Origin of the sequence: Candidatus Pelagibacter sp. HIMB1746, from assembly GCF_052047555.1 — a bacterium.
Lineage (GTDB): Bacteria > Pseudomonadota > Alphaproteobacteria > Pelagibacterales > Pelagibacteraceae > Pelagibacter.
In genome coordinates this window covers 114,760-136,902 of record NZ_JBNAJZ010000002.1, presented here as the reverse complement: position 1 = coordinate 136,902, position 22,143 = coordinate 114,760, and the positions used below count along the sequence as shown (strand labels likewise).

General features: G+C 27.9%; 27 protein-coding genes. 9 read left to right on the top strand and 18 right to left on the bottom strand.

The window, feature by feature from the left end:
• The first annotated feature begins 7 nt into the window (after window positions 1–7).
• Genes cyoE through ACTTBM_RS03375 form a run of 7 tightly spaced genes read left to right on the top strand, consistent with a single transcriptional unit; the run spans window position 8 to window position 4,897 of the window.
• Window positions 8–919 (top strand): heme o synthase, encoded by a 912-nt coding sequence (gene cyoE / locus ACTTBM_RS03405; protein WP_262589797.1) that lies wholly within the window; start codon window positions 8–10, stop codon window positions 917–919.
• Window positions 916–1,041: a serine protease gene (locus tag ACTTBM_RS03400; RefSeq protein WP_440634718.1), complete on the top strand. Its 126-nt coding sequence runs from the start codon at window positions 916–918 to the stop codon at window positions 1,039–1,041. The genes cyoE and ACTTBM_RS03400 overlap by 4 nt, the downstream gene beginning before the upstream one ends.
• On the top strand, window positions 1,038–1,571 hold the full coding sequence (locus tag ACTTBM_RS03395) for a cytochrome c oxidase assembly protein (RefSeq protein WP_256998103.1): 534 nt from the start codon (window positions 1,038–1,040) through the stop codon (window positions 1,569–1,571). Before ACTTBM_RS03400 ends, ACTTBM_RS03395 begins: the two co-directional genes overlap by 4 nt.
• Before the next feature lie 9 nt (window positions 1,572–1,580).
• Window positions 1,581–2,369 carry a cytochrome c oxidase subunit 3 gene (locus ACTTBM_RS03390; RefSeq protein WP_075506420.1) on the top strand — a complete coding sequence of 263 codons (789 nt, stop codon included), beginning with the start codon at window positions 1,581–1,583 and terminating at the stop codon, window positions 2,367–2,369.
• A 10-nt stretch (window positions 2,370–2,379) separates the two neighbouring features.
• Window positions 2,380–3,033: an SURF1 family protein gene (locus tag ACTTBM_RS03385; protein WP_440634717.1), complete on the top strand. Its 654-nt coding sequence runs from the start codon at window positions 2,380–2,382 to the stop codon at window positions 3,031–3,033.
• Window positions 3,033–4,415 (top strand): threonine synthase, encoded by a 1,383-nt coding sequence (thrC, locus tag ACTTBM_RS03380; RefSeq protein WP_440634716.1) that lies wholly within the window; start codon window positions 3,033–3,035, stop codon window positions 4,413–4,415. Before ACTTBM_RS03385 ends, thrC begins: the two co-directional genes overlap by 1 nt.
• Complete coding sequence (locus ACTTBM_RS03375) at window positions 4,412–4,897, top strand: peroxiredoxin (protein WP_440634715.1); 486 nt, start codon at window positions 4,412–4,414, stop codon at window positions 4,895–4,897. The genes thrC and ACTTBM_RS03375 overlap by 4 nt, the downstream gene beginning before the upstream one ends.
• On the opposite strand, the gene rnhA is transcribed toward ACTTBM_RS03375, so the two are convergent.
• The 15 genes from rnhA to ACTTBM_RS03300 are packed head-to-tail and all read right to left on the bottom strand — an operon-like array spanning window position 4,889 to window position 17,558.
• On the bottom strand, window positions 4,889–5,314 hold the full coding sequence (rnhA, locus tag ACTTBM_RS03370) for a ribonuclease HI (protein WP_440634714.1): 426 nt from the start codon (window positions 5,312–5,314) through the stop codon (window positions 4,889–4,891). The two genes, ACTTBM_RS03375 and rnhA, sit on opposite strands and share 9 nt — an antisense overlap.
• On the bottom strand, window positions 5,314–6,279 hold the full coding sequence (locus ACTTBM_RS03365) for a homoserine kinase (RefSeq protein ID WP_440634713.1): 966 nt from the start codon (window positions 6,277–6,279) through the stop codon (window positions 5,314–5,316). The genes rnhA and ACTTBM_RS03365 overlap by 1 nt, the downstream gene beginning before the upstream one ends.
• Complete coding sequence (ispH, locus tag ACTTBM_RS03360) at window positions 6,280–7,224, bottom strand: 4-hydroxy-3-methylbut-2-enyl diphosphate reductase (protein ID WP_440634712.1); 945 nt, start codon at window positions 7,222–7,224, stop codon at window positions 6,280–6,282.
• Window positions 7,205–8,152 (bottom strand): Brp/Blh family beta-carotene 15,15'-dioxygenase, encoded by a 948-nt coding sequence (locus ACTTBM_RS03355; protein ID WP_440634711.1) that lies wholly within the window; start codon window positions 8,150–8,152, stop codon window positions 7,205–7,207. Before ACTTBM_RS03355 ends, ispH begins: the two co-directional genes overlap by 20 nt.
• Window positions 8,153–9,217: a lycopene cyclase family protein gene (locus ACTTBM_RS03350; RefSeq protein WP_440634710.1), complete on the bottom strand. Its 1,065-nt coding sequence runs from the start codon at window positions 9,215–9,217 to the stop codon at window positions 8,153–8,155.
• Window positions 9,204–10,055, bottom strand: a complete 852-nt coding sequence (locus tag ACTTBM_RS03345; RefSeq protein WP_440634709.1) for a phytoene/squalene synthase family protein — start codon at window positions 10,053–10,055, stop codon at window positions 9,204–9,206. Before ACTTBM_RS03345 ends, ACTTBM_RS03350 begins: the two co-directional genes overlap by 14 nt.
• 1 nt (window position 10,056) lies before the next feature.
• Window positions 10,057–11,517, bottom strand: coding sequence for a phytoene desaturase family protein (crtI, locus tag ACTTBM_RS03340; RefSeq protein ID WP_440634708.1), 1,461 nt, complete (start codon window positions 11,515–11,517; stop codon window positions 10,057–10,059).
• Between the two features lie 39 nt (window positions 11,518–11,556).
• Window positions 11,557–12,069 carry a F0F1 ATP synthase subunit B family protein gene (locus ACTTBM_RS03335; protein WP_440634707.1) on the bottom strand — a complete coding sequence of 171 codons (513 nt, stop codon included), beginning with the start codon at window positions 12,067–12,069 and terminating at the stop codon, window positions 11,557–11,559.
• A complete protein-coding gene (locus tag ACTTBM_RS03330; RefSeq protein ID WP_440634706.1) occupies window positions 12,044–12,634 on the bottom strand; it encodes a F0F1 ATP synthase subunit B family protein in 591 nt (196 codons plus the stop codon). Before ACTTBM_RS03330 ends, ACTTBM_RS03335 begins: the two co-directional genes overlap by 26 nt.
• 4 nt (window positions 12,635–12,638) lie before the next feature.
• Complete coding sequence (locus ACTTBM_RS03325) at window positions 12,639–12,866, bottom strand: F0F1 ATP synthase subunit C (protein WP_006997791.1); 228 nt, start codon at window positions 12,864–12,866, stop codon at window positions 12,639–12,641.
• Window positions 12,867–12,883: 17 nt separating this feature from the next.
• A complete protein-coding gene (locus ACTTBM_RS03320) occupies window positions 12,884–13,618 on the bottom strand; it encodes a F0F1 ATP synthase subunit A (protein ID WP_075506408.1) in 735 nt (244 codons plus the stop codon).
• Window positions 13,619–13,627: 9 nt separating this feature from the next.
• The gene (locus ACTTBM_RS03315; protein ID WP_262589780.1) at window positions 13,628–13,903 is read right to left on the bottom strand and encodes an AtpZ/AtpI family protein; all 276 of its coding nucleotides are present in this window, start codon (window positions 13,901–13,903) and stop codon (window positions 13,628–13,630) included.
• 9 nt (window positions 13,904–13,912) lie between these two features.
• Window positions 13,913–16,486, bottom strand: a complete 2,574-nt coding sequence (locus ACTTBM_RS03310) for a chromosome segregation SMC family protein (RefSeq protein WP_262589779.1) — start codon at window positions 16,484–16,486, stop codon at window positions 13,913–13,915.
• Between the two features lie 8 nt (window positions 16,487–16,494).
• Window positions 16,495–17,073, bottom strand: a complete 579-nt coding sequence (locus ACTTBM_RS03305; protein ID WP_262589778.1) for a DsbA family protein — start codon at window positions 17,071–17,073, stop codon at window positions 16,495–16,497.
• Entirely contained in the window at window positions 17,070–17,558 is a 489-nt protein-coding gene (locus ACTTBM_RS03300) for a DUF721 domain-containing protein (protein ID WP_440634705.1), read from the bottom strand. Before ACTTBM_RS03300 ends, ACTTBM_RS03305 begins: the two co-directional genes overlap by 4 nt.
• Here ACTTBM_RS03300 and ACTTBM_RS03295 point away from each other — a divergent pair, their 5' ends adjacent.
• Window positions 17,559–18,545 (top strand): A/G-specific adenine glycosylase, encoded by a 987-nt coding sequence (locus ACTTBM_RS03295; RefSeq protein ID WP_262589775.1) that lies wholly within the window; start codon window positions 17,559–17,561, stop codon window positions 18,543–18,545.
• On the top strand, window positions 18,542–19,687 hold the full coding sequence (locus ACTTBM_RS03290) for a salicylate 1-monooxygenase (protein ID WP_440634704.1): 1,146 nt from the start codon (window positions 18,542–18,544) through the stop codon (window positions 19,685–19,687). The genes ACTTBM_RS03295 and ACTTBM_RS03290 overlap by 4 nt, the downstream gene beginning before the upstream one ends.
• Here ACTTBM_RS03290 and ACTTBM_RS03285 read toward each other — a convergent pair.
• From ACTTBM_RS03285 to ACTTBM_RS03275, 3 genes are all read right to left on the bottom strand, one after another.
• Window positions 19,684–20,754, bottom strand: coding sequence for a site-specific DNA-methyltransferase (locus tag ACTTBM_RS03285; protein ID WP_440634703.1), 1,071 nt, complete (start codon window positions 20,752–20,754; stop codon window positions 19,684–19,686). The genes ACTTBM_RS03290 and ACTTBM_RS03285 overlap by 4 nt on opposite strands.
• 104 nt (window positions 20,755–20,858) lie before the next feature.
• Window positions 20,859–21,419 (bottom strand): ribonuclease HII, encoded by a 561-nt coding sequence (locus ACTTBM_RS03280; RefSeq protein WP_440634702.1) that lies wholly within the window; start codon window positions 21,417–21,419, stop codon window positions 20,859–20,861.
• Window positions 21,419–22,135, bottom strand: a complete 717-nt coding sequence (locus tag ACTTBM_RS03275) for a uracil-DNA glycosylase (protein WP_440634701.1) — start codon at window positions 22,133–22,135, stop codon at window positions 21,419–21,421. The genes ACTTBM_RS03280 and ACTTBM_RS03275 overlap by 1 nt, the downstream gene beginning before the upstream one ends.
• Window positions 22,136–22,143: the final 8 nt, after the last annotated feature.

Genomic DNA, 22,143 nt, shown 5'->3' with positions numbered 1-22,143 from the left:
AAATTAAATGATTAAGTCTAAGTTAAAAAATAGAAATTTAAGTCAAGAAGACGTTTTCAATTTCTCTGAGTTATTTAAACTTATGAAGCCAAGAGTAATGTCTCTTGTAATTTTCACGTGTGCAGTTGGATTGTTAATGGCGCCAAATATCATTCCAACAAAAGATGCAATCATTGGAATTATTTTAGTTTCTATTGGAGCAGGTGCCGCTGGAGCTTTAAACATGTGGTACGAGTCTGATTTAGATGCATTAATGACAAGGACTTGTTTAAGACCTATACCAACTGGGAAGGTTAATAAAAACCAAGCTTTGATTTTTGGTATCGCTTTATCAATATTTTCTGTTGTTGCTTTAGATTATTTTGCAAATACAGTTTCAGCAGCTTTATTGTTATTTACAATTTTGTTTTATGTGCTGGTTTATACCGTTTGGCTTAAAAGAAAAACGCCTCAAAATATAGTTATAGGAGGCGCTGCAGGAGCATTACCTCCTGTAATTGGTTGGACTATAGCTACTAACTCACTTTCACTTGAGCCATTAACTTTCTTTCTAATTATCTTTTTTTGGACACCATCACATTTTTGGGCACTAAGTTTATATAAATCTGATGATTATAAAAAAGCAAATATTCCAATGCTTCCATTGACTAATGGTGTTGAAAGCACAAAATTAAATATATTTGTTTATTCATTAATAATGTTGCCAGTTATTGTTTTCCCATATGCAATTAATTTTGTTGGTCTAGTATTTTTAATTCCATCATTAATTTTGACAATTTATTATAATTACTTATGTTTTGAACTTTATAAATTTAAGAAGAACAAGTTTGATGCAAAAAAAGCAAAAACAATTTTTGGATACTCGATATTATATTTGTTTTTAGTTTTTGTATTTTTCTTAATAGATAAAATTTTATGATAACACCCGATAAAAAAACAAAGAAAAAAAATATTATTACTGCTTTAGCAATTTTAGCTTTTATGGTTTTTTTGTTTATTTTTACATTATATAACGTTGGTGTTTTTGATAGGCAGATATGATTAAGAGCAAAACATTAACTCCATTACTTCTAGCAGGTATTTTTTGTTTAATGTTAGGTTTATCTTTTGCGGCAGTGCCCTTATATGATCTTTTTTGTCGTGTAACTGGCTTTGGAGGAACAACCCAAGTATCTAAAGAAGCTCCGAAAATAGTTTTAGATAAAGTTGTAAGTGTAAGATTTGATACGAATGTAAACAATCTTACTTGGGATTTTAAGGCTAAATCAAATGTCATTGATGTTAAGGTTGGTCAGGTAAATAGAATTGAGTTTGAGGTTGAGAACTATGGAGACGAAACAACTTATGGAGTTGCTAGTTTCAACGTTTCACCTGCAAGTTTTGGTAAATATTATAGTAAATTAGGCTGTTTTTGCTTTGAAAAACAGGAACTTAAAGCCGGTGAGAAGGCAACTTATATTATGACTTTTTATTTGGACCCAGAACTGGTAAATGACCCAACAGTTAAAAACTTACAGGATGTAACTATGTCGTATACTTTTTTCTCGACAGATTATTATAAACAATCATAATTAAAAAATATGTCAGCTGAAAAAAAACATGATTATCACTTAGTAGACCCAAGTCCTTGGCCTATATTTACATCTTTTGCATGCTTGGTACTAGCTATTGGAGCAATTTTTTATATGCACAATGATGTATCTTGGGGAATGTATTTAGGATTAGCCCTTGTAATTTATGCAGCTTATATGTGGTTCAGAGATGTTGTGATTGAAGCTGAACATCAAGGTCACCATACTCCAGTTGTTCAAATCCATCATAGATATGGAATGACGTTATTTATTGCTTCTGAAGTTATGTTTTTCGTTGCATGGTTTTGGGCATATTTTGATATAAGTTTGTTCCCAAATGAGTTTGTTGGAAATGTTTGGCCTCCACAAGACATAGAAACTTTTGATCCATGGGACATTCCATTAATCAATACACTAGTTTTATTATTATCTGGTACTACAGTAACTTGGGCTCACCACTCTTTATTAGAAGACGATAGAAAGGGATTTATTCAAGGATTAACAGCAACTGTTGCACTAGGCTTCTTTTTTACTTTGTTACAGGCTTACGAATATCATCACGCTACATTTGATTATTCAGGACATATTTATGGTGCAGTATTTTATATGGCAACAGGTTTTCACGGTTTCCACGTAATTGTTGGAACAATTTTTCTTGCTGTTTGTTTATGGAGAGGAAGATTGGGTCACTTTACGAAAGAACACCACTTTGGTTTTGAGGCAGCTGCTTGGTACTGGCACTTTGTTGATGTTGTTTGGTTATTCTTGTTTGCAGCTATCTACGTTTGGGGAAGTTAATATTTAATCCTTGAAGAATAAGCTTCTATTTTCAGTTTTCGTTTATTTTATAATTTTAGTTTTGTTGTCATTAGGCTTTTGGCAATTGTATAGATTGAGTTGGAAATTAGATTTAATCAATCAAATTGAAAATTCTTTAAAGATTGATCCTGTTGAACTTCAAAATGTAGAAAAAAAAAATTATTTAAGAATAAAAACATCAGGACAAATTGATTTTGAAAAACAAATTTATCTCTATAATCTTAACGAAACTGGTAAACCTGGATTTGAAGTTATTAACCCAATTAAAGTTGGAAATGAAGATTATTTAATTAATAGAGGCTGGATATCTTTTGACCAAAAAAACAAACCAGAGATTAATGTTGTTGATCAAAAAAATATTATTGGTACTTTAATGCTTCAATCAAAATCAAGTTCATTCAAACCCAAGAATGAAGTAGATAAAAATTATTGGTTCACACTAGATCGGGAAGATATTTTAAAATTTACAGGAAAAAACTTTTCGAAATATATTATTTATTTAAACGGTAACTACGAAAACCCAAGACCAAGAGTGATCACTGCTAAAATTTCAAATAACCACAAAAAGTATGCAATTACTTGGTTTTCTATGGCGATTTCAATTCTTTTAATATATTTATACTTTAGAAAAAAAAATTATTAATGAGATACGTCAGCACCAGAAATACTTCAAAAACATATGAATTTAAGGATGTTTTTATCAAAGGTCTTGCTGATGATGGGGGATTGTTTATTCCTAGCTCACTTCCAAACTATAGTGAAAAAGAAATTCAAGAATTGAGGTCACTAAATTATTCAGATTTAGCAAAAAAAATTATTTTTCCTTTTATAGGAAATTTTATGGATAAAGATGAATTGTCTAAAATAATTGATAAATCTTATTCTGTTTTTAGAAGAGAAAATGTAATTGATTTCATAAAAATAGGGGATCGATCAGTCTTAGAGTTATTTCATGGCCCAACACTAGCCTTTAAGGATGTTGCTATGCAACTTCTTGGAAATTTTTATGAATTTTATTTAAGCAAGCAAAAAGAAAAAATTAATATTGTAGTTGCCACATCTGGAGACACAGGGGCAGCAGCTATAGATGCAATCAAAGGAAAAGAAAATTTAAATATTTTTGTACTACATCCTGATAATCGAGTTTCTTCTGTTCAGCGAAAAATCATGACTACTGGAAAACATGAAAATGTATTTAATATCGCTATTAAAGGAAATTTTGATGACTGCCAAAACTTAGTTAAATCAATGTTTTCTGACACAAAATTTTCTCAAGATATTAATATGTCAGGTGTAAATTCAATCAACTGGGCAAGAATTATTGCTCAATGTGTTTATTACTTTTACAGCTATTATCTCATTGAAGATCACTCTAAACCCACTAATTTTTCTGTTCCCACAGGGAATTTCGGAGATGTATACGCAGGTTACTTAGCCAAAAAAATGGGTTTGCCCATTAATAAATTGATTGTTGCAACAAATCAAAATGACATTCTCCATAGAGCTATTTCAAACGGTAATTACGAGGCTGAAACCGTTTCCGAAACTATTTCTCCTAGTATGGATATACAGATTGCAAGCAATTTTGAGAGACTTATTTTTGATTTGAATGATAAGAATTCAGAACAAACATCAAAAGACATGATGAAAATTAAAGAAGAAGGAAAATATTCAATTGATAAAGAAAAGTTAAATTTAATTAATCAAGATTTCTTATCAGCAAGAATGAGCGAGACTGAAACACTTGATATTATTAAGTCTGTTTATCAAGAATTTAATATTGTTTTAGACCCTCATACTGCAATTGGTTATGGAGCTTTTGATAAACACAATCTCAATGGTAATAATATTGTACTAGCAACAGCACATCCATGTAAGTTTCCTGATGCAATTCAAAGTGCTATAAATATTAAAGCTGAGTTACCAAATGAACTTCAATTTATATTAAATGAGAAAGAAAATTATGATATTCTTGAAAATGATATTGAAAAAGTAAAAGAACATATTAAAGATAGATCCAAATGAAAATAAAAGAAAACGATAACCTACCAAATTCAGAAATTTTTGTTCTTCAAGATGGAGAGCCTGTAAAAAAAAATATAGAATATTTTTTTAAAGACAAAAAAGTTGTAATATTTGGACTACCTGGGGCATATACTTCTGTATGTTCTGCTAAACATTTGCCAGGATATATTAAGATGCATGATCAATATAAAGAAAAAGGTATTGATCATATAATTTGTATTTCGGTAAATGATCCATTTGTAATGAATGCTTGGGGTAAACAAAATGATGCAGGTGAAAAAATTGTTATGATGGGTGACCCATTTCTTAATTTCACAAAAGAAATTGGTGCAGATGTTGATAAAAGTGGCAGAGGTTTAGGAATTAGATCTAATAGATACACGATGTTTGTTGATAACATGAAGGTTATTAAAATTCAGGAAGAAGCAGATACAGGATCTTGTGAAATCTCAGCAGCAGAAAATTTCTTTAAATTAATCTAGACTTGCAGCTTTTCTAGCTAATAAATCAACTTCTTCATTTAGTGGATTTCCAGCATGAGCTTTAACCCAGTTCCACTTAATCTTAAAATTATTATTCAAATCATGCAATTGAACCCATAAATCTTTATTTTTAACATCTTCTTTATTAGATGTTTTCCAATTATTTTTAATCCAATTGTGGATCCAATCAGTAATTCCATTTTTAACATATTTAGAATCCGTGTAGATTTCTATCAAATCTTCAGAATTTACTTCTTTTAATGCATTGATTGTCGCCATTAATTCCATTCTATTATTTGTTGTATCTTTTTCACTTCCACTTATTTTTTTCACTTCATTATCTGTACATATTATTGCTGCCCATCCACCATTTCCTGGATTTTTTAAACATGAGCCATCAGTATAAATTTTAATCATTAAATTAAATAATCTTTAAAACTATTCAAATTGTTATGGGTAATAAGTTTTTGATAATATTCGTTTGGATCCTTAATTTTGATTAATGCTGTTTTTGGAGTATTTGTATAATCATATAGTCTAGTTAACAGATATCTAAGAGCAGCACCTCTACACAAAATATTTAAATTGTCTTTTTCATTTAATTTAATTTTCTTAACACTGTTGTATCCTTTGATTAAGTTATCAACTTTCTTTTTATTAATTACAAATTTTTTATTTTTTTCATCAAAACATAGTGCATTAATACAGACTGCTATTTCATACATATAGTAATCGTTAGCAGCAAAGTAGAAGTCTATTATTCCCGACAGCTTATTTTTATTAAAAAAAATATTATCTACAAATAAATCACCATGTATAATCCCAGAAGAAAGTTTTTTTGGCCAATTTTTTTTAATGTCATTAAAATTATTAAATAAAAATTTTTTCAAATTTGATCTTTTATTTGATTTAAATTTAATACTCTGAAGTAGAGGTTTTAAATATCTTATGCCCATTGAATTTTTTCTGGTAAATTTTATCTTCTTAGTAACCAAATGCATTTTAGCTATTGCTTTTCCAATAGCATAGCAGTCACTTTCGTTAACTTTCTTTTTATCTTTTCCCTTTAAAAAAGTAACAATGCAGGCTGTTTTATTTTTAAGCTTAATTAAATAATTTTTATCTTTAGTTTTAAGTGGTCTTGGGCAATTAATTTTTGAGTCATTTAAATAATCCATTAATTTCATAAAAAAAGGGATCTCTTTTGGAAGAACTCGCTTTTCAAAAATTGTGAGAATAAATTTTTTATTTTTAGATTTTAAAATGTAATTTGTATTTTCAATTCCTTTAGTAATTCCTTGGAAACTTAAAATTTTTTCAATATTAAACTTGTTGTTTATTATGTCGATATCACTCTGATTTATTTTTGTATATACAGCCATTTAATTTAATTTGTTAGGAACTTTAAAGACTACATTTTCTTTTACAATTTCTATTTCCTCAACATTTATAGAAAATTTTTTTTTTAATTCACTAATAAAATTTTCTACTAGAATTTCAGGTGCTGATGCTCCTGATGATATACCAATAGTATTTGAATTCTGTATTTGATCAAAAGGAATTTCACTCTCAGAATGAAAAAGTTGTGAATTTTGACAACCAGATTTTTTTGCTACTTCAACAAGTCTAACTGAATTTGAAGAGTTTCTACTACCTATTACAAAAAACATATCACACTCTTTTGCAATATTTTTTACTGCCATTTGTCTATTAGTTGTTGCGTAACAAATATCCTCTTTTGCTGGCTCTTTAATATTTGAGTATCTATCTCTTAAAATTTTTATTATTTCTTTAGTATCATCAACAGACAGAGTTGTTTGAGTTATATAAGCCAATTTTTCTTTATGATTGGTTTTATATTCCATTGCTTCAGTTTCATTCTGAACCAAATCAATAGATCCTTTAGGTAATTGTCCCATAGTACCTATTACTTCTGGATGGTTCTCATGACCTATCAAAATAATATGATAACCAGCTTTATTTAAGTTTTCCGCTTCTCTATGAACTTTAGAAACTAGTGGACAAGTGGCATCTACATAAGTCATTTTATAATTTTCAGCATCTTCAGGTATTTTTTTTGGAACACCGTGTGCAGAAAAAATAACAGGTCTAGATTTGTCATCAATTTCCTCTAATTCTTCAACAAAGATAGCGCCTTTATTTTTTAAATTATCAACAACATGTTTGTTGTGAACGATTTCGTGTCTAACATAAACTGGCGATCCATATTTTTGAATAGATTTTTCTACAATCTCTATAGCTCTCTCAACGCCAGCGCAAAAACCTCTTGGAGCAGAAAGTAGAATTTTAATTTGTTTGTTTTTCATTTTTCTCTAAAAAATATTCCAGCAATATATGTGGAAAGGTCAAAGACGCCAAACCAATAAAAATTAGTTTTAAGATTGCATCATCTATATAATTAACGTCATTTAATAAAAATAATACAATTATTGAAATAAAGATTGTTAAAAGAGTAAGTGGTAAAGCCTTTAAAATAAATAATTTTAGTCCATTTTGGAGATTGTTTTCATCAAGGTCTATCGCAAGTGAAATAGAGTGCCTCACAGAATGTAAAAAACAAAAATAAATTGTAAAAGCTACTAAAGGAGTAAAGTAGTAATTTAAAATTATAATAGAGAAATAATCGAAAAAAATAGTGAATTTTTTTAATTCAAACTTATCAATAAATAAAAATATACTTGATAATGAACTCAAAATAATTGATATCTCGATTATCTTTTTTTCTTCTAAAAATTCTAAGAATAAATAAAAATTTTCATTAACAACAAGTAATGATTTGAAAATTTTCACAGTATCATCAAAATGAAAAAAAAGCGGGGCAAGAATTATGAGCGATCCTTTTAAAAGGTATAATATTTGAATTAAGTAAGATTTTTTGTTTATTAAAAATTGTGTATCTTCTTTACCAAAATGAAATGATGCCACTATAAGAAAAACTAACAGTGTAGTTGCAGGTAAGAGTAACCAAATAATAATGACACAAACTGCTATAAAAATATAGAAAATATAGAAAATATATATTCTTTCAAAATTAAATAATTTAAGAAGTTTTTTACCTTTAATATTATCTAATGCACCGTGTGAAACTCCAATAGTTAAAATTAAAAATAAGCATATTGATGATGAAATATTTAAATAATTTAATCTAAACATCACGACAGAAAATAGATTAATTAACAAAAAAAATATAAATGAATGATTAAGGTTAATTTTTTTAATTAATTGATTAGTCATTTAAAATAATTCTTTTAAAAATTTCCATTTAGGCATTTTTAAAATTATTTCTAAATCTTCAAAAAAATTACTTTTATTAGATAAGAAATTAATAGCAGTCTTAGGTGAACTATTGAACATTTTAAAGAAAATTTCCCCCATATCTGAAGAGTTATTTCTTAAAACTTTCAAAAAAATATTGTCCAAAAAATCATATTTTTTTTTAATTTTAAACAATTTAGCTTTAGAAATATTATCAATGTTTTCTGCTATATATTTGCTGTGTTCCTGAATATTTAAAAAAGTATAACCCGTGCTTAATCTTGTCATATCACCGGCTGATCCAATATATATTTCATTTAATTTTTTTAGATTTTTATTTCTAAATAAAGGTATAGAGCCTTCTTCTTTAAAATTGATTTTATAATTTCTGATATTTAAATGGTTTTTTAAGTATTGATCTATTTGATTATCATAATCTTTTATATTTTCATTACTTAAATTTGAGATCCAGGTAGTTTCCACAAGTGCACTTTTTTTTGAAAAAGGTAAAGTATAAAAAAAATGAACCTCATTTTTTTGATCACATGCAAAATCCATTAAGTTAAATATTTGGTCATCAAAAAAATCTTTTTCAGTTTCAATTTCTACACCACAAAAATGTTGCCACAAATTATTTGGCTTATTTTCAAAATTTGGAACGCTGTTAAAAATTATTGAATTTGATAATTCAATATCATTAATATTCTTAAAAAATTTTATATTTTCATTTAATTTAAGTTTTGAAAGAATTTTGTCATAAAATTTTCCAGTATCTATAGATTGGTAAGGTGTTAGTTTACAATCAATAAACTTTGTATCATTAGGAATGTTTATAGAAAAATTATCCCAACTTTTTTTTACACAATCATCAAAATTATGTGGAAATACTTTCCAAAATGACCAAGTTTTGTCTCTTTTATATTCGTCCCTAGGCTCAATTATAGCCAAAGATTTATTTTTTAGTTTATCAGAAATTTCAAGTTCATAAGCCAAAGACAAACCTGCACAACCACCACCGATAATTATATAATCAAAATCTTTCATTTAAATTTATCTCTTCATTAATTAATGAATGATCATGTTCAATGTTATTATCATTTTTATTTGTAAATGTTAAAATTATTAAATCAAAAATTGATAAAAAAGTTTCAATAATTTTTTCTATTTTTGTTACATAAATTTTTCCAGAATTTTTATAATTTTCTAAATTATTTTTATTAATTATTTTGTGTCCAATTTTTCTGTAGACTCGTCTTGCAACTAAAATAGAGAATCTGAAACTTAAAGGTATTTCTTTAATTGAGTAAAAAGAATTTTCATAAAATCTTTCAGATAAAGAAATGGTGGATTTGATATCGTTGAAATTTTCATTGATATAAATTCTTTTATTATTTTTATCTTCAATTACGTCTCTTGAAATATTGGTAAGCTGCATTGCTATTCCAAGATCGATAGCTGATTTCAAGGAATCTGTCTTATTAACTTTTAAAATTTTTGCCATCATTAAACCAACTGTACCTGCTACTCTATAAGAGTAAATTAATAACTCTTTTTTTGATTTTAATTCCACTCTTTCTTTAATATCTGAATTAATCCCATCAAATAAATCATTAATTACTTTTGTTGAAATATTAAATTCATCTATAAGTTCCCAAATATTTTTAATAACAATGTTTTTAAAGTTTTTATTTAAAAAATCTTTTTTAAAGTTTTCAAATTTAATTATTTTGTCTTCTAATTTTGCTGGATCATCTGCAATATTATCCGCTTCTCTACAAAAATCATAAAGCGCAGAACATTTGTCATAAGTTTTTTTTGGTAAAAAAAAACCAGCCCAATTAAATGATTTTGCATATGTTGATAAATAATTTTTAGTTAACATTCTAGATCAATTTATCTAATACTTTTGCTGATGAAAGTACTCCTGGTACTCCCGCACCTGGGTGAGTTCCAGCACCAACAAAATATAAACCATCATAAATCTCTGATTTATTATGAAATCTAAAATAAGCTGATTGAGTGAATTTAGGTTGAATTGAAAAACCTGATCCATATTTTGTATTTAGTTCTTTCTCAAAATAATCAGGTGTAAGATAAAAGTCTGATACAATATTATCTCTAAGATTTGGCATTAAATCATTTTCCATTTTATCAATCACAAGATTTTTCATTTTTTCACCTTCTATTTGCCAATCTATATTTGATTGATTATTTGGAACTGGAACCAATACATAAAAACAATCACTACCCTCAGGAGCCATGCTCTTATCTGTTGCAGAAGGTCTATGTAGATAATAGCTAATATCGTTATTTAATTTTTTATGATCAAAAATATCATCCAGATGTTCTTTATATTTGTTTCCAAATTTAATTGTATGATGCTCAACGTTTTCATAGACTTTTTTGGTTCCAAAATAATAAACAAATAAACCCATTGAGTAATCCATCCTCTTTTGTTTCCAATCAAACAGCATTGAGTTTTTTAAGTTTTTACTAGTCATCTTTTCATAAAAAGCAGGAGGGTCGGCATTACAAATAACATTATCAGCTTTGATAATCTCTTCATTGTCAACTACAACACCAGTAATTTTATTATTCTTAGTAATAATTTCTTTTACCTCAGTATTTTTTATTATTTTGATTTCTATTTCCTCCATTAACTTTTCAAATCCTTTAATTATATTTCCTGTACCGCCCATTGAATAATGAATGCCCCATTTTTTTTCTAAATAAAGAATTAGCCCATAAATTGAGGTAGTTGTGAATGGATTACCACCAACCAAAAGTGGATGCATACTAAGCATCCTTCTTAATTTTTCATTTTTTACATAAGACGATACTAATGAATAAACTGATTTATAACTCTTAAGTTTTAATAATGCTGGCAGCTGTTTCATCATAAAAAAGGGTCTATCAAATGGAACATCTGCAAGTTCTAAAAATCCTTTCTCAAAAATTTTTTTGGTAAAATTTACTAAATTTTCATAACCCTTAACATCTTCTTGATTTAAATTTTCAATTTGTTTTTTCATTTCTATTTCATCACCTGAGTAATTAAATTTAGTTTGGTCCTCAAAAACAAATTGATACCAAATTTTAAGTGGGGTTAGTTTTATGTAGTCCTCAGGATTTTTAGAAAACAAACTGAATAGTTCGTTAATTAAATATGGAGCTGTTATTACTGTTGGCCCAGCATCAAAGGTAAAACCATCTTTTTTGAAAACTCTAGCTCTTCCACCTAGATCTGAATGTTTTTCTATTAATTTTACTTTATGTCCTTTGGCTCTTAGTCTAATTGCTGCAGCAATACCACCAAATCCAGATCCAATAACTATAGAATTCATTGCTGTAATTTATAGCTTTTTAAGGAAATTGTAACCGTATTATGAGTTTATTTTTTTTAGCTGTTCTTTAGTTTCTTCTAAATTTTTTTGAAATACAGCATCCAGTTTAGATTTATCAACTGATGTAGTTATGATTTTTTTTACTGAATCTACCGCTATTTTGATTGAAGCATCTTTTATTTCTTTCAATGCAGCCTCTTTCATTTGGCTAATTTTATTTTCAGCTAAACTTTTTTTAATTTCGGATGATTTATGAAATTTATCATTTAAATCTATTATTAATTTATCCGACTCTTTTTTTGCATTCTCCAAAATTTCATTACTTACTGAAGTAGCGGTATCTAATTTTTTTTGAGCCTTATCGAGCAAAGTTTTTGCTTCTGTTCTCAATTTTTCACTTTCATCTATCTCATTTTTGATATCAGAAATCATACCATCAAGCATTTGAGAAACTTTTTGTGGAATTTTAAAGTAAACTAAAACTCCGATGAAGATTACAAATGAAATTGCTACCCAGAAAGTTGCATCAATTGCCATAGTATTTATCTCCATTTCTTCTAGTTAGATCGTCAACAATTGCTGATATACTGCTATTATTTACTTCAGCACCAATAAGTTTTTGAAGTAACTCGGATGACGTTTCTATAGCAATTTTATTTATTTTATCAGGTGCATTATCTCTTAAAGCTTGGATTTCTTTTTCCGCTTTAGCTATTTCGTCATCTATTTGTTTATCAAGAACGTCTCTTTTAGCATTTATATCTTTAACTGCCTTTTCTCTTGCTTGATTAAACATAGCATTAGCTTCAGTTTTGCTTTTTAAAATTATTTGATCATATTCTTTAAGTTTGGTCTCACTATCTTCTCTTTGTTTTTCAGCTGCCTCAATATTTTCTAGAATTTGAGATTTTCTAGATTCTAAGTTGTTACTAATTTTTGGAAGGATTAGTTTAGATAAAACCAAATACATTATCCCAAAAGTAAGTACCAACCAGAAAATCTGAGAAACCCAAAACTCTGGATTTAATTGAGGCATACCTCCACTTTCAGCGGCAAAAGCTTCTTTGATAAAAAAGAAGCTTAAAAATACCAGATGAAGATATATTTTTTTGACCATTAACTTAAAACGCAAATAAAATAATCAATGCAACAACTAATCCAAATAATCCTGTTGCTTCAGCAAGTGCAAAACCTAAAAGTAGGTTAGGAAATTGTTTCTGAGCTGCTGATGGGTTTCTCATAGCACCTGATAAATAATTTCCAAAAATTATTCCAATACCAACACCGGCACCAGCTAAAGCTATTGCTGCTAAACCTGCTCCGATCATTTTTGCTGCTTCTAATTCCATTATATCCTCCTCTGTTATTAATGGTGTAAATTTAATGCATCATTTAAATAGATGCAGGTTAAAATTGCAAAAACATATGCTTGAAGAAAAGCAACTAATATCTCCAAACCAGTTAATGCAACCGAAAAACTTAGTGGAAGCCATCCACCAACTATTCCAAGACTAATTACAAAGCCTCCGAAAACTTTCATCATTGTATGACCAGCCATCATATTTGCAAATAATCTAACTGATAGACTTATTGGTCTACTTAAATAAGAAATAATTTCAATAACTACTATTAAAGGAAGTAATACCGCTGGTACTCCACTTGGTACAAACAATTTTAAATATCCAAAACCATGTTTAATAAATCCAATTACTGTTACGCCAATAAAGATAAATGCAGCAAGAACAAATGTAACGATAATATGACTAGTTACAGTGAATGTGTACGGTATCATTCCAAACATGTTGCAAAATAAAACAAACATGAACAATGAAAAAATAAATGCAAAATATGGTTTTGCTTTAGAACCAGCTGTATCACTAATCATTTTAGCAACAAAGGTGTAGCTAAGTTCCGCTAATAATTGAATTTTATTTGGTAAGATTGAATTTTTCTTAGATCCTAAATTAAAAATTAATAAAATAGAAACAGTACTTATAATCATAAACAAACTTGCGTTTGTAAAAGATATGTCAAATGCTCCAACTTTTATTTCAGGTCCAATTCTATAAACATCGAATTGGGACATCGGGTTTGCTGCCATAGTACTAACTTATTTTTGCATCTTTTTTGCTGATCTAATCACGTTTGTTATTCCAGCGACCACCCCAACAAAAAAAAATATTAATATAAACCAGGGTTTAGTACCAAAGGTCTTGTCAAAAATAAACCCAATAATTGTCCCGACGGCCACTGCAGAAACAAGTTCTGTGCTCAATTTGAATGCAGTTCCAATAGGTGAGGGATTATCCTTCTTGTTATAAAGATTTTTCTTGGAAATCTTGCTTTTTGCAATCTCTAAGCGAGTTTTAAAAGGGTCTTTTGCCATTTATTCTGGTTAAGCAACCATACTTTCTGCTTTTTGAAGGTCTACGGCTACCAGTTGGCTTATCCCTTTTTGAGGCATAGTTACCCCATATAGCCTGTTCATTTTAGACATTGTTAAGGCGTGGTGAGTAACAATTATAAATTTAGTGTTAGTAATTTTAATTAATTCCTCTAGCAAGCTACAAAATCTTGTAACGTTAGCATCATCAAGAGGAGCATCCACCTCATCTAAAACACAAATTGGAGAAGGGTTAGTTAAAAATACTGCAAATATCAAAGATAGGGCAGTAAGTGCTTGTTCACCACCAGATAATAAAGTTATAGATTGAAGCCTTTTTCCTGGTGGACTGACTAACATTTCTAAACCAGCTTCTAATGGATCATCAGAGTCTACTAATTCAAGCTTGGCATTTCCTCCATTAAAAAGTTTTGTATAAACCTCATTAAATTTTCTGTTAACTTTTTCAAATGCCTCAACAAGTCTTTCCCTTCCTTTTTGATTTAGCTCATCAATACTATCTTTAAGTTTAACAATTGCGGTAACTAGGTCACTACGATCTTGTTCCATTTTTTTTATTTCTTCTTCATACTTACTAGTTTCCTCGTCTGCTTTTAAATTTACAGAACCTAATTGATCTCTTTGTTGTTTTTTTTTATCTAATGCATCTTCTTGATCAACATGATTTGGAAGTTCTTCAACTCCAAATAAATTTGAATTTTCTAAAATATTTTCTTCTGTTAAATTTAATTCTGTATTAACCCTATCAAGCAAATCATTTTTTCTTTTTTGTAAACCTTCTATGGTTGCACCTGAGCTAGCTTTTCGCTCTCTAATTTGAATTGATTGCTCTTGTATCTCATTTAGTTGAGCTCTTAAAGTTTCAATTTTTTTATCAGTTTCTTCTATAATTTTTTCGTTCTCTATTTTTTCTTCATCAGAAATTCTTAAATTTTCTGAAATTTGACCTTTTCTTTCTGCTTGTACTCTTGGCTGATTTTCTAAATCATTTAATTGTTTAGATAATTTATTTTTTCTTTCAGTTAATTCATTTACCATTTTTTCTGAATTGGATAAAAGATTTTTCCAGCTTTCTATCTCAGTCTCTATTGTTTTTATTCTTTCATTTCTTTTTACCGATTCATTCTTTATCGACTGATTTTTACTATATGCATCAGCATATTTTTCTTGAAGTATTTTTATATTTTGAGATTTCTCATTTACACTTAATAGTTCTGTTCTTGATTTTTCATTTTTTAAATCATTAATAAAATTGTCTAATTCCATATTACATCTATCGAGTAATGTAACTGCTTGATTTATCTCATTATTATCAATTAATTCTTTTGCTCTAGTAATTGAATTTTTTACATTCTTTATAGGACCAATGCTTATTTTAATTGTATCGTCAGCTAAATTATTAACTACTTCGTCAACTTCTTTTTGCTCTCTCTCAAGTTCATTTTTTGCATTTTCTAGATCTTCGTTTGATAACTTTTCTGTTTCAAAATATTTTGAATCTACTTCAATTAAATCTGACTTTTCTTCCTTTAATCTTTTTTCATTAGAGTTAGCATCAATAATAATTCCATTTTCTCTAGTTATGTCTTCGTCTAAAGTCTTTATTGATTTCTTTATTGTTTCAATTTCATCTTGAATTCTAGTATTTTCCTCATCTAGGTTCTGAAGTTCCAAATTAAGTCTCTGTATTCTTGATAAATTCTCAATATTTTTTTCTCTAAGTGGAGCAACTTTATCAGTTGAAGTTTTTATTAAGTTTTCAAGTTCAGATATCTGATTGTTGAAACTTTCAACTTCTCCTCCTGCCTCTGTATTAATTTCATTTTCTATTCTTATTTCCTTATCGATATCCAACAATCTTAGATAATATAGACCAGCCTCTATTTTTTTTATTTCCTCTGAAATTAATTTGTATTTTGTAGCTTCTTCCGCTTGTTTTTGAAGATTTGCCAATTGTTTTTCTTGTTGCCTTCGTAATTCATCGGCTCTTTTTAAATTATTTTCAGCCGCGCCAAGTCTAAGTTCAGCTTCATGTCTTCTTACATGTAAACCAGAAATTCCAGCTGCCTCCTCAAGTATTGCTCTTCTGTCAGTAGGTTTTGCTGTCACTAAAGCTCCAATTCTTCCTTGACTAATCATAGAAGGGGAATGTGCGCCCGTTGAAAGATCTGCAAAAAACATTTGAGCATCTCTTGCTCTTACCTCTTTGTCATTAATATAAAATTTAGAACCCTTATCTTTTTCAATTTTTCGTCTAACTTGAATGTTTTCTAATTCACGATATTGAATGGGACCTTCTTTTTCTTTGTTTTCTACTTCTATGGAAACTTCTGCAATATTTTTTGATGCTTTATTAGATGTACCTGAAAAAATTACATCTTCCATTCCTGAACCTCTCATACTTTTTGCAGAGGTCTCTCCCATTACCCATCTTAAAGATTCTACTATGTTTGATTTTCCACAGCCGTTAGGACCAACAATTCCAGTAAGACCTTCTTCTATCAAGAAATTTGTTTTTTCAGCAAATGATTTAAATCCATTTAATTGGATTTTTTTAAACTCCATGCACTAACTTATATCATTTTTTCTAGTGCTTTTTTTAAATTTTTATAATTAAGTTTTTTTTCGAATTTTTTGTTATTTATTATTATCGTAGGAGTTGAGTTTACCTTGAAGTTTTTAGAACCATCTATTCGGTCATTTAACACAAAATCCTCAATATTTTTGTTATTCACACAAGATTCAAAATCGATTGAGAAACCTTCATTTTTTAAAAATATTTGAAGATTTTTATTTGCTTCTTCAATAGAGCTTCCCTTTACCCATTTTTGTTGGTTGGCGTATAAACTTTCCAAAATATCAGCATTACCATCATTTTTACATTGAGCAACTTTTGAAGCGTTGAAGGCGGCAATATCTAAAGGAAAATGTCTAAATTCTATTTTAGCAAGACCTGTGTCCAGATATTCTTTTTTAAGTTCTGGATAAACGTTTTTATGAAAATTAGCACAATGGCTGCAAGTTAGTGACTCAAACGCAATTATAGTTATTTTTGCGTCTTTATTTCCAACAATAATTCTTTTTATTTCTTCAGCGTTTAAATTTGAAAAGCTTCCTAAAACAATTATGGCAAGTAATATAATTTTTTTCATTTTTCTTTATAAACTTTTGTTAATTCTGTTAATGATTTTTTAATCTTTTCGTTTTTAACATCTTTGATTTTATCTCGATATTTACTAATTGCCACATTATTAGATTTAATTTCATTCAAACTGCTAGTTTTTTGTTCGTTATCAAAGCTAATAAATTTGAGCTTTTCAACAACATCGTAGCCAAAAAAATTATTCATTTTATCTAAAATGTTTTTTTTTGAATATTCTACATCTACTTCATGGCCCCTTTTAACCATTACAACTAAAGTACTCACACCAAATCGATTTGAGTTTTTGAATGTTTTTGGGAAACAGACTTTAAACAATTCATTCCCGACTAAATATTTCCAATTACTGAGTGTTTCTGAATATATATGACCTTTTTTATTAATAATTTTTTTTAAATTTTTTGGCAAAGTGTCTTTGAAAGATCTTAATCCTTGAATGCTAGTATTTCTCTGCTTAGTATTATTTTTAAATTGCATATGAAAGATCTAATAATAACAAATAAAATTCTCAATTGGTACGATATAAATAAGAGATCTTTACCTTGGAGAAATAAGGTTTCACAAGAAAAGAAACAATACTTTACATTGGTTAGCGAGTTTATGTTGCAACAAACTCAGGTTGCTACTGTGATACCTTATTTTAATAGATTTATTAAAAATATTCCTAATATTGAAAAGTTATCAAAATATAATGATAGAAAATTAACCAAACTTTGGGAAGGTCTTGGATATTATTCAAGAGTAAGAAATTTAAAAAAAACTGCTCAAATAATTGTTAAAAAATTCAATAAAAAAATACCTAGAGATTTTTATGAATTAAAATCATTACCAGGTATTGGCGATTATACAGCGAGTGCAATTTCAGCAATCGCATTTAACAAACCAATAATTCCTTTGGATGGAAACATTGAAAGAGTATTAAAAAGATATCTGTATTTAAAGAAACAAAGTCAAATTAAAAAAGAATTCTTACAAGATCAAAAAAAAATTTTTGGGACATCGACAAAAAGATCAAGCGATTATGCGCAAGCTTTGATGGAATTGGGTGCATTAATTTGTAAACCTACAAACCCTAATTGTAATAAATGTCCACTATCTAATAATTGCAAAGCATTTAAAAATAAAAATTTTGATTTAGTGAAATTAAAGAAAATTAACAAGGAAACATATTATAAATTGAATGTTTATAAAAAAAATAATCAATATTTATTAATCAAAAATAATAAATTTAATTTTTTAAAAAATTTAAATATTTTTCCAATGGATCAATTAAATAATCCTAAAAATTTTGATAAAGATTTAAATTTTAAAATATCTAATATGAATATGAATATTAAAATTGAATATAAAAAGAAGCATAACTTTGACAAAAATATTAATTGGATAAATCCTGCAAAGCTTGAAAATTATGTACTTCCAACATTTACCAAAAAGATAATAAAATTTTTAGAAAGTCAAAAATGAAAAAAATAGCAATTATTGGCGCAGGTATTTCCGGTCTGTTTATAGCTAACTTATTTAAAGGAAATAAAGATTATCAGGTCACAATTTATGAAAAAAAAACCTCATTAGAAATAGGGGAAGGTTATGGCATTCAATTATCTGTTAATAGCGTAAAGTTATTAAACAAATTAGGCTTCTCTTCCTTGTCAGACAAAGAGAAATTTAATCCAAAAAAAATTGACTTTTATCAAATTAAAAATTCAAAGAAAATTTGTGATTTAAATATTTCAGAATTTAATTCTGATGATTGTAAGTATACAACATTGAAAAGATCAAAATTACTTCAGTTCCTAATAAATCGACTGGATAAAAATACAATCCAGTTTAACTGCAGTTTAGACAACATAGAATACAGTAATGATTTAATAAATTTAACTTTTGATAAAGAAAAAATAACTTGTGATCATTTAGTTATTTCAGATGGTGTATTTTCAAAAGGAAAGTCATTAATTTCAAATAATAATTCAGAACCAATTTACAATAACACTATCGCTGTTAGAGCCAGTGTATCCAAAGAAAGTCTTGATAATATAAACGAGGAGAATGTTTCTTTATTTTTAGGATCAGATTTTCATTATGTATTATATCCACTTAATAATGATAAAAATTTTAATTTTATTGGGATATTGAAGAATAAGTTAAATTCTGATCAGCAAAAAAACCACAATCTTTGTAATGAAAGTACATTTATTGAGAGCATTAAAGAAAAATTATCCGAAAAAATTTCATCAAAAGTATTTCAGAGCCTTGAAGATATAAAATTGTTTCCAGTGTTTGTAAGTAAAAATCCATTTATTCCTCCAAAAAATATTTATTTAGTTGGAGATGCTTTTTTTGCATTCTCTCCTTCTTTTGCTCAGGGAGCCTCACAATCAATAGAAGGAGCTAATCAATTACATGAAGTTATAATTAACCAAAAAAATGATTTTTATAATTCTAGATTAGAGAGAGTAAAAATGATTAATAGAAGATCTCATTTTAATCAATTTGCTTTTCATTTATCAAATCCGATTATGATCTTTTTTAGAAATATTTTTTTAAAGCTTTTGACAAAAAATAAAAAATTTCTGCAAAGTTATTTAGGTAAAATTTATAAAGATTAATTTTTAGAAATTAATCTTTGTCTCAAGTAATCGATTGGGTAGGTTCGTCCATTAATATCACAATGCCAAAATGTCCAACCATTACAGCTTTCAGCTCCCAAAATAGTAGCTGCAACTTTATGAATAGAACCTTCCGCCTGGTTGTGCTTGATGCTACCATCAGCCATTATTCTTGCTGTTATTTTTTTCTTATTATCAAAAATATTTGTTCCAGGCTTAATTATCCCAAGCTCTACCAACGATCCAAATGGAATTCTTGGTTTTGATCTATTATTTTTAAGTGTATCTAATAAATCATCTTCAATTGGTTTGGTAGCCTTTAAACGTTCCTCAGCAGCTTTAAAATAATTCTTTTCTTTTTCTATACCAAAATAATTTCTCCCTAGTTTTTTTGCAACTGCAGCAGAAGTTCCAGAACCTAAAAAAGGATCAAGAATTAGATCATTTTTATTTGATGTAGCTAGTAAAATTCTATGTAAAAGTGATTCTGGTTTTTGAGTAGAGTGAATTTTTTTTCCATTTTTTTTAAGTCGTTCAGAACCACTACAAATAGGAAGACTCCAATTAGATCTCATCTGGAGATCATCATTTAAACATTTCAAAGACTGATAATTGAATGTGTATTTTGATTTTTCACTCTTCGAAGCCCAAATTAAAGTCTCATGAGCATTTGTAAATCTTGTGCCTCTAAAGTTAGGCATTGGATTATTTTTATTCCAGATGACATCATTTAGTATCCAGAAACCTAAATTTTGTATTGCAGTTCCTACTCTAAAAATATTATGGTAACTACCTATAACCCAAATAGCTCCATCTTTTTTCAAAATCCTTTTGCATTCATTAAGCCATTCATACGTAAACTCATCATATTTTTTAAAATTTTCAAATTGATCCCACTTGTCGTTTACAGCGCTGACTTTTGATCTATCTGGTCTAGTCAATTCACCTTTTAATTGTAAATTATATGGAGGGTCAGCAAAAATTAAATCAAAAGTTTCACGTGGAATTTTTTTTAATTCTTCGAGACTGTCTCCGTTGATTATTTTATTTTTAAAATTAGATTTCATTTGTAAAAATTAATTAGACTCCAAATGGATTCTTCGGTCAACCTGTGATTGAAAAAATTGGATTCGATTTGTGTATCGAATTTTAATGATAACTAGATGTAGTATTAAGTTAATCTAGATATAGGAGAGAAAGTTTTTCTATGATGTTTGGTTATGCCTAGTTTCTTTAACGCTTGTAAGTGTTGTTTAGTTCCATATCCAAAATTTTTATCCCAATGATAACCTTTGTTTTTTTTTGATAGAGTAGCAACTAATCTATCTCTTGATACCTTTGCTATTATAGAGGCTGCAGAAATTGAGGGAATTTTTTTATCACCCTTTATGATCGATTTTAATTTATAATTTTTTAAATTTGGAATTTTGTTTCCATCTATCAATACAAGAGTTGGTTTTTTTGTTAATTTTAATATAGCTCTTTTCATAGCCAGTAAACTTGCATTTAGTATATTTAGTTTTTCAATCTCGTTGACAGAAGCTTTGCCTAATGACCAAATTGAATTTTTTTTAATATAATTAAAAAGGTATTCTCTCTTTTTTTTACTCAACACTTTTGAGTCTTTTAAAATTTTTGGATCCGCAGATTTCTTGAGAATGACAGCAGCAGCATAAACAGGACCAATTAAACTACCTCTGCCGACCTCATCAACACCAGCTATTAATTTCATTAAATTGTTAATTTTAACTCTTTAACTTTTTCTCTTATTTTTTTTAAATCTTCCCAAGAATATTTTTTGTTATCTGGATATCTAATTAAATAAGAAGGGTTAAAAGTTATCATTAATGGATAAGTATTATTATTTAAAATTATTTCCTTCCATTTACCTCTTTCTGAAGATATTTTTTCATTAATCCCAGTAACAGCTTCCATAGCTGTGCTACCCATTAAAATTATAATTTTGGGATCAATAATAGATATATGTTCTTTTAAAAAGTTTGAGTAACGTTTAATTTCTTGTGAAGTTGGTTTTCTATCCTCTGGTGGTCTAAAATTTATTGCATAACTTGTATAAATATTTTCTCTTTTAATATCTATTGCTATTAACATTTTGTCTAAAAGCTCTCCACTTTCTCCTTTAAAAGGATTTCCAACTTTGTCTTCAATTTCACCTGGAGTTTCTCCGATTAACATTATAGGACTATCAATATTTCCTTCTCCAAGAACAATATTTTTGGAATTATTTCTTAGTTTACAATTTTCAATTGAATTTAATTGTTTCTTTAGATTTTCTAATAATTCTTGTTTATTTCTTTGATTGATATCACTTTCTTTTTTGACCTCAGAAAACCTATTAATAGGTTTTTTATCAAATACAAAATTGGCTTCTATTGTATTTATTAATTCTTCGTTTAATTTGTCGTTTTGATTTATCAATTTTTTCACCTTACAAG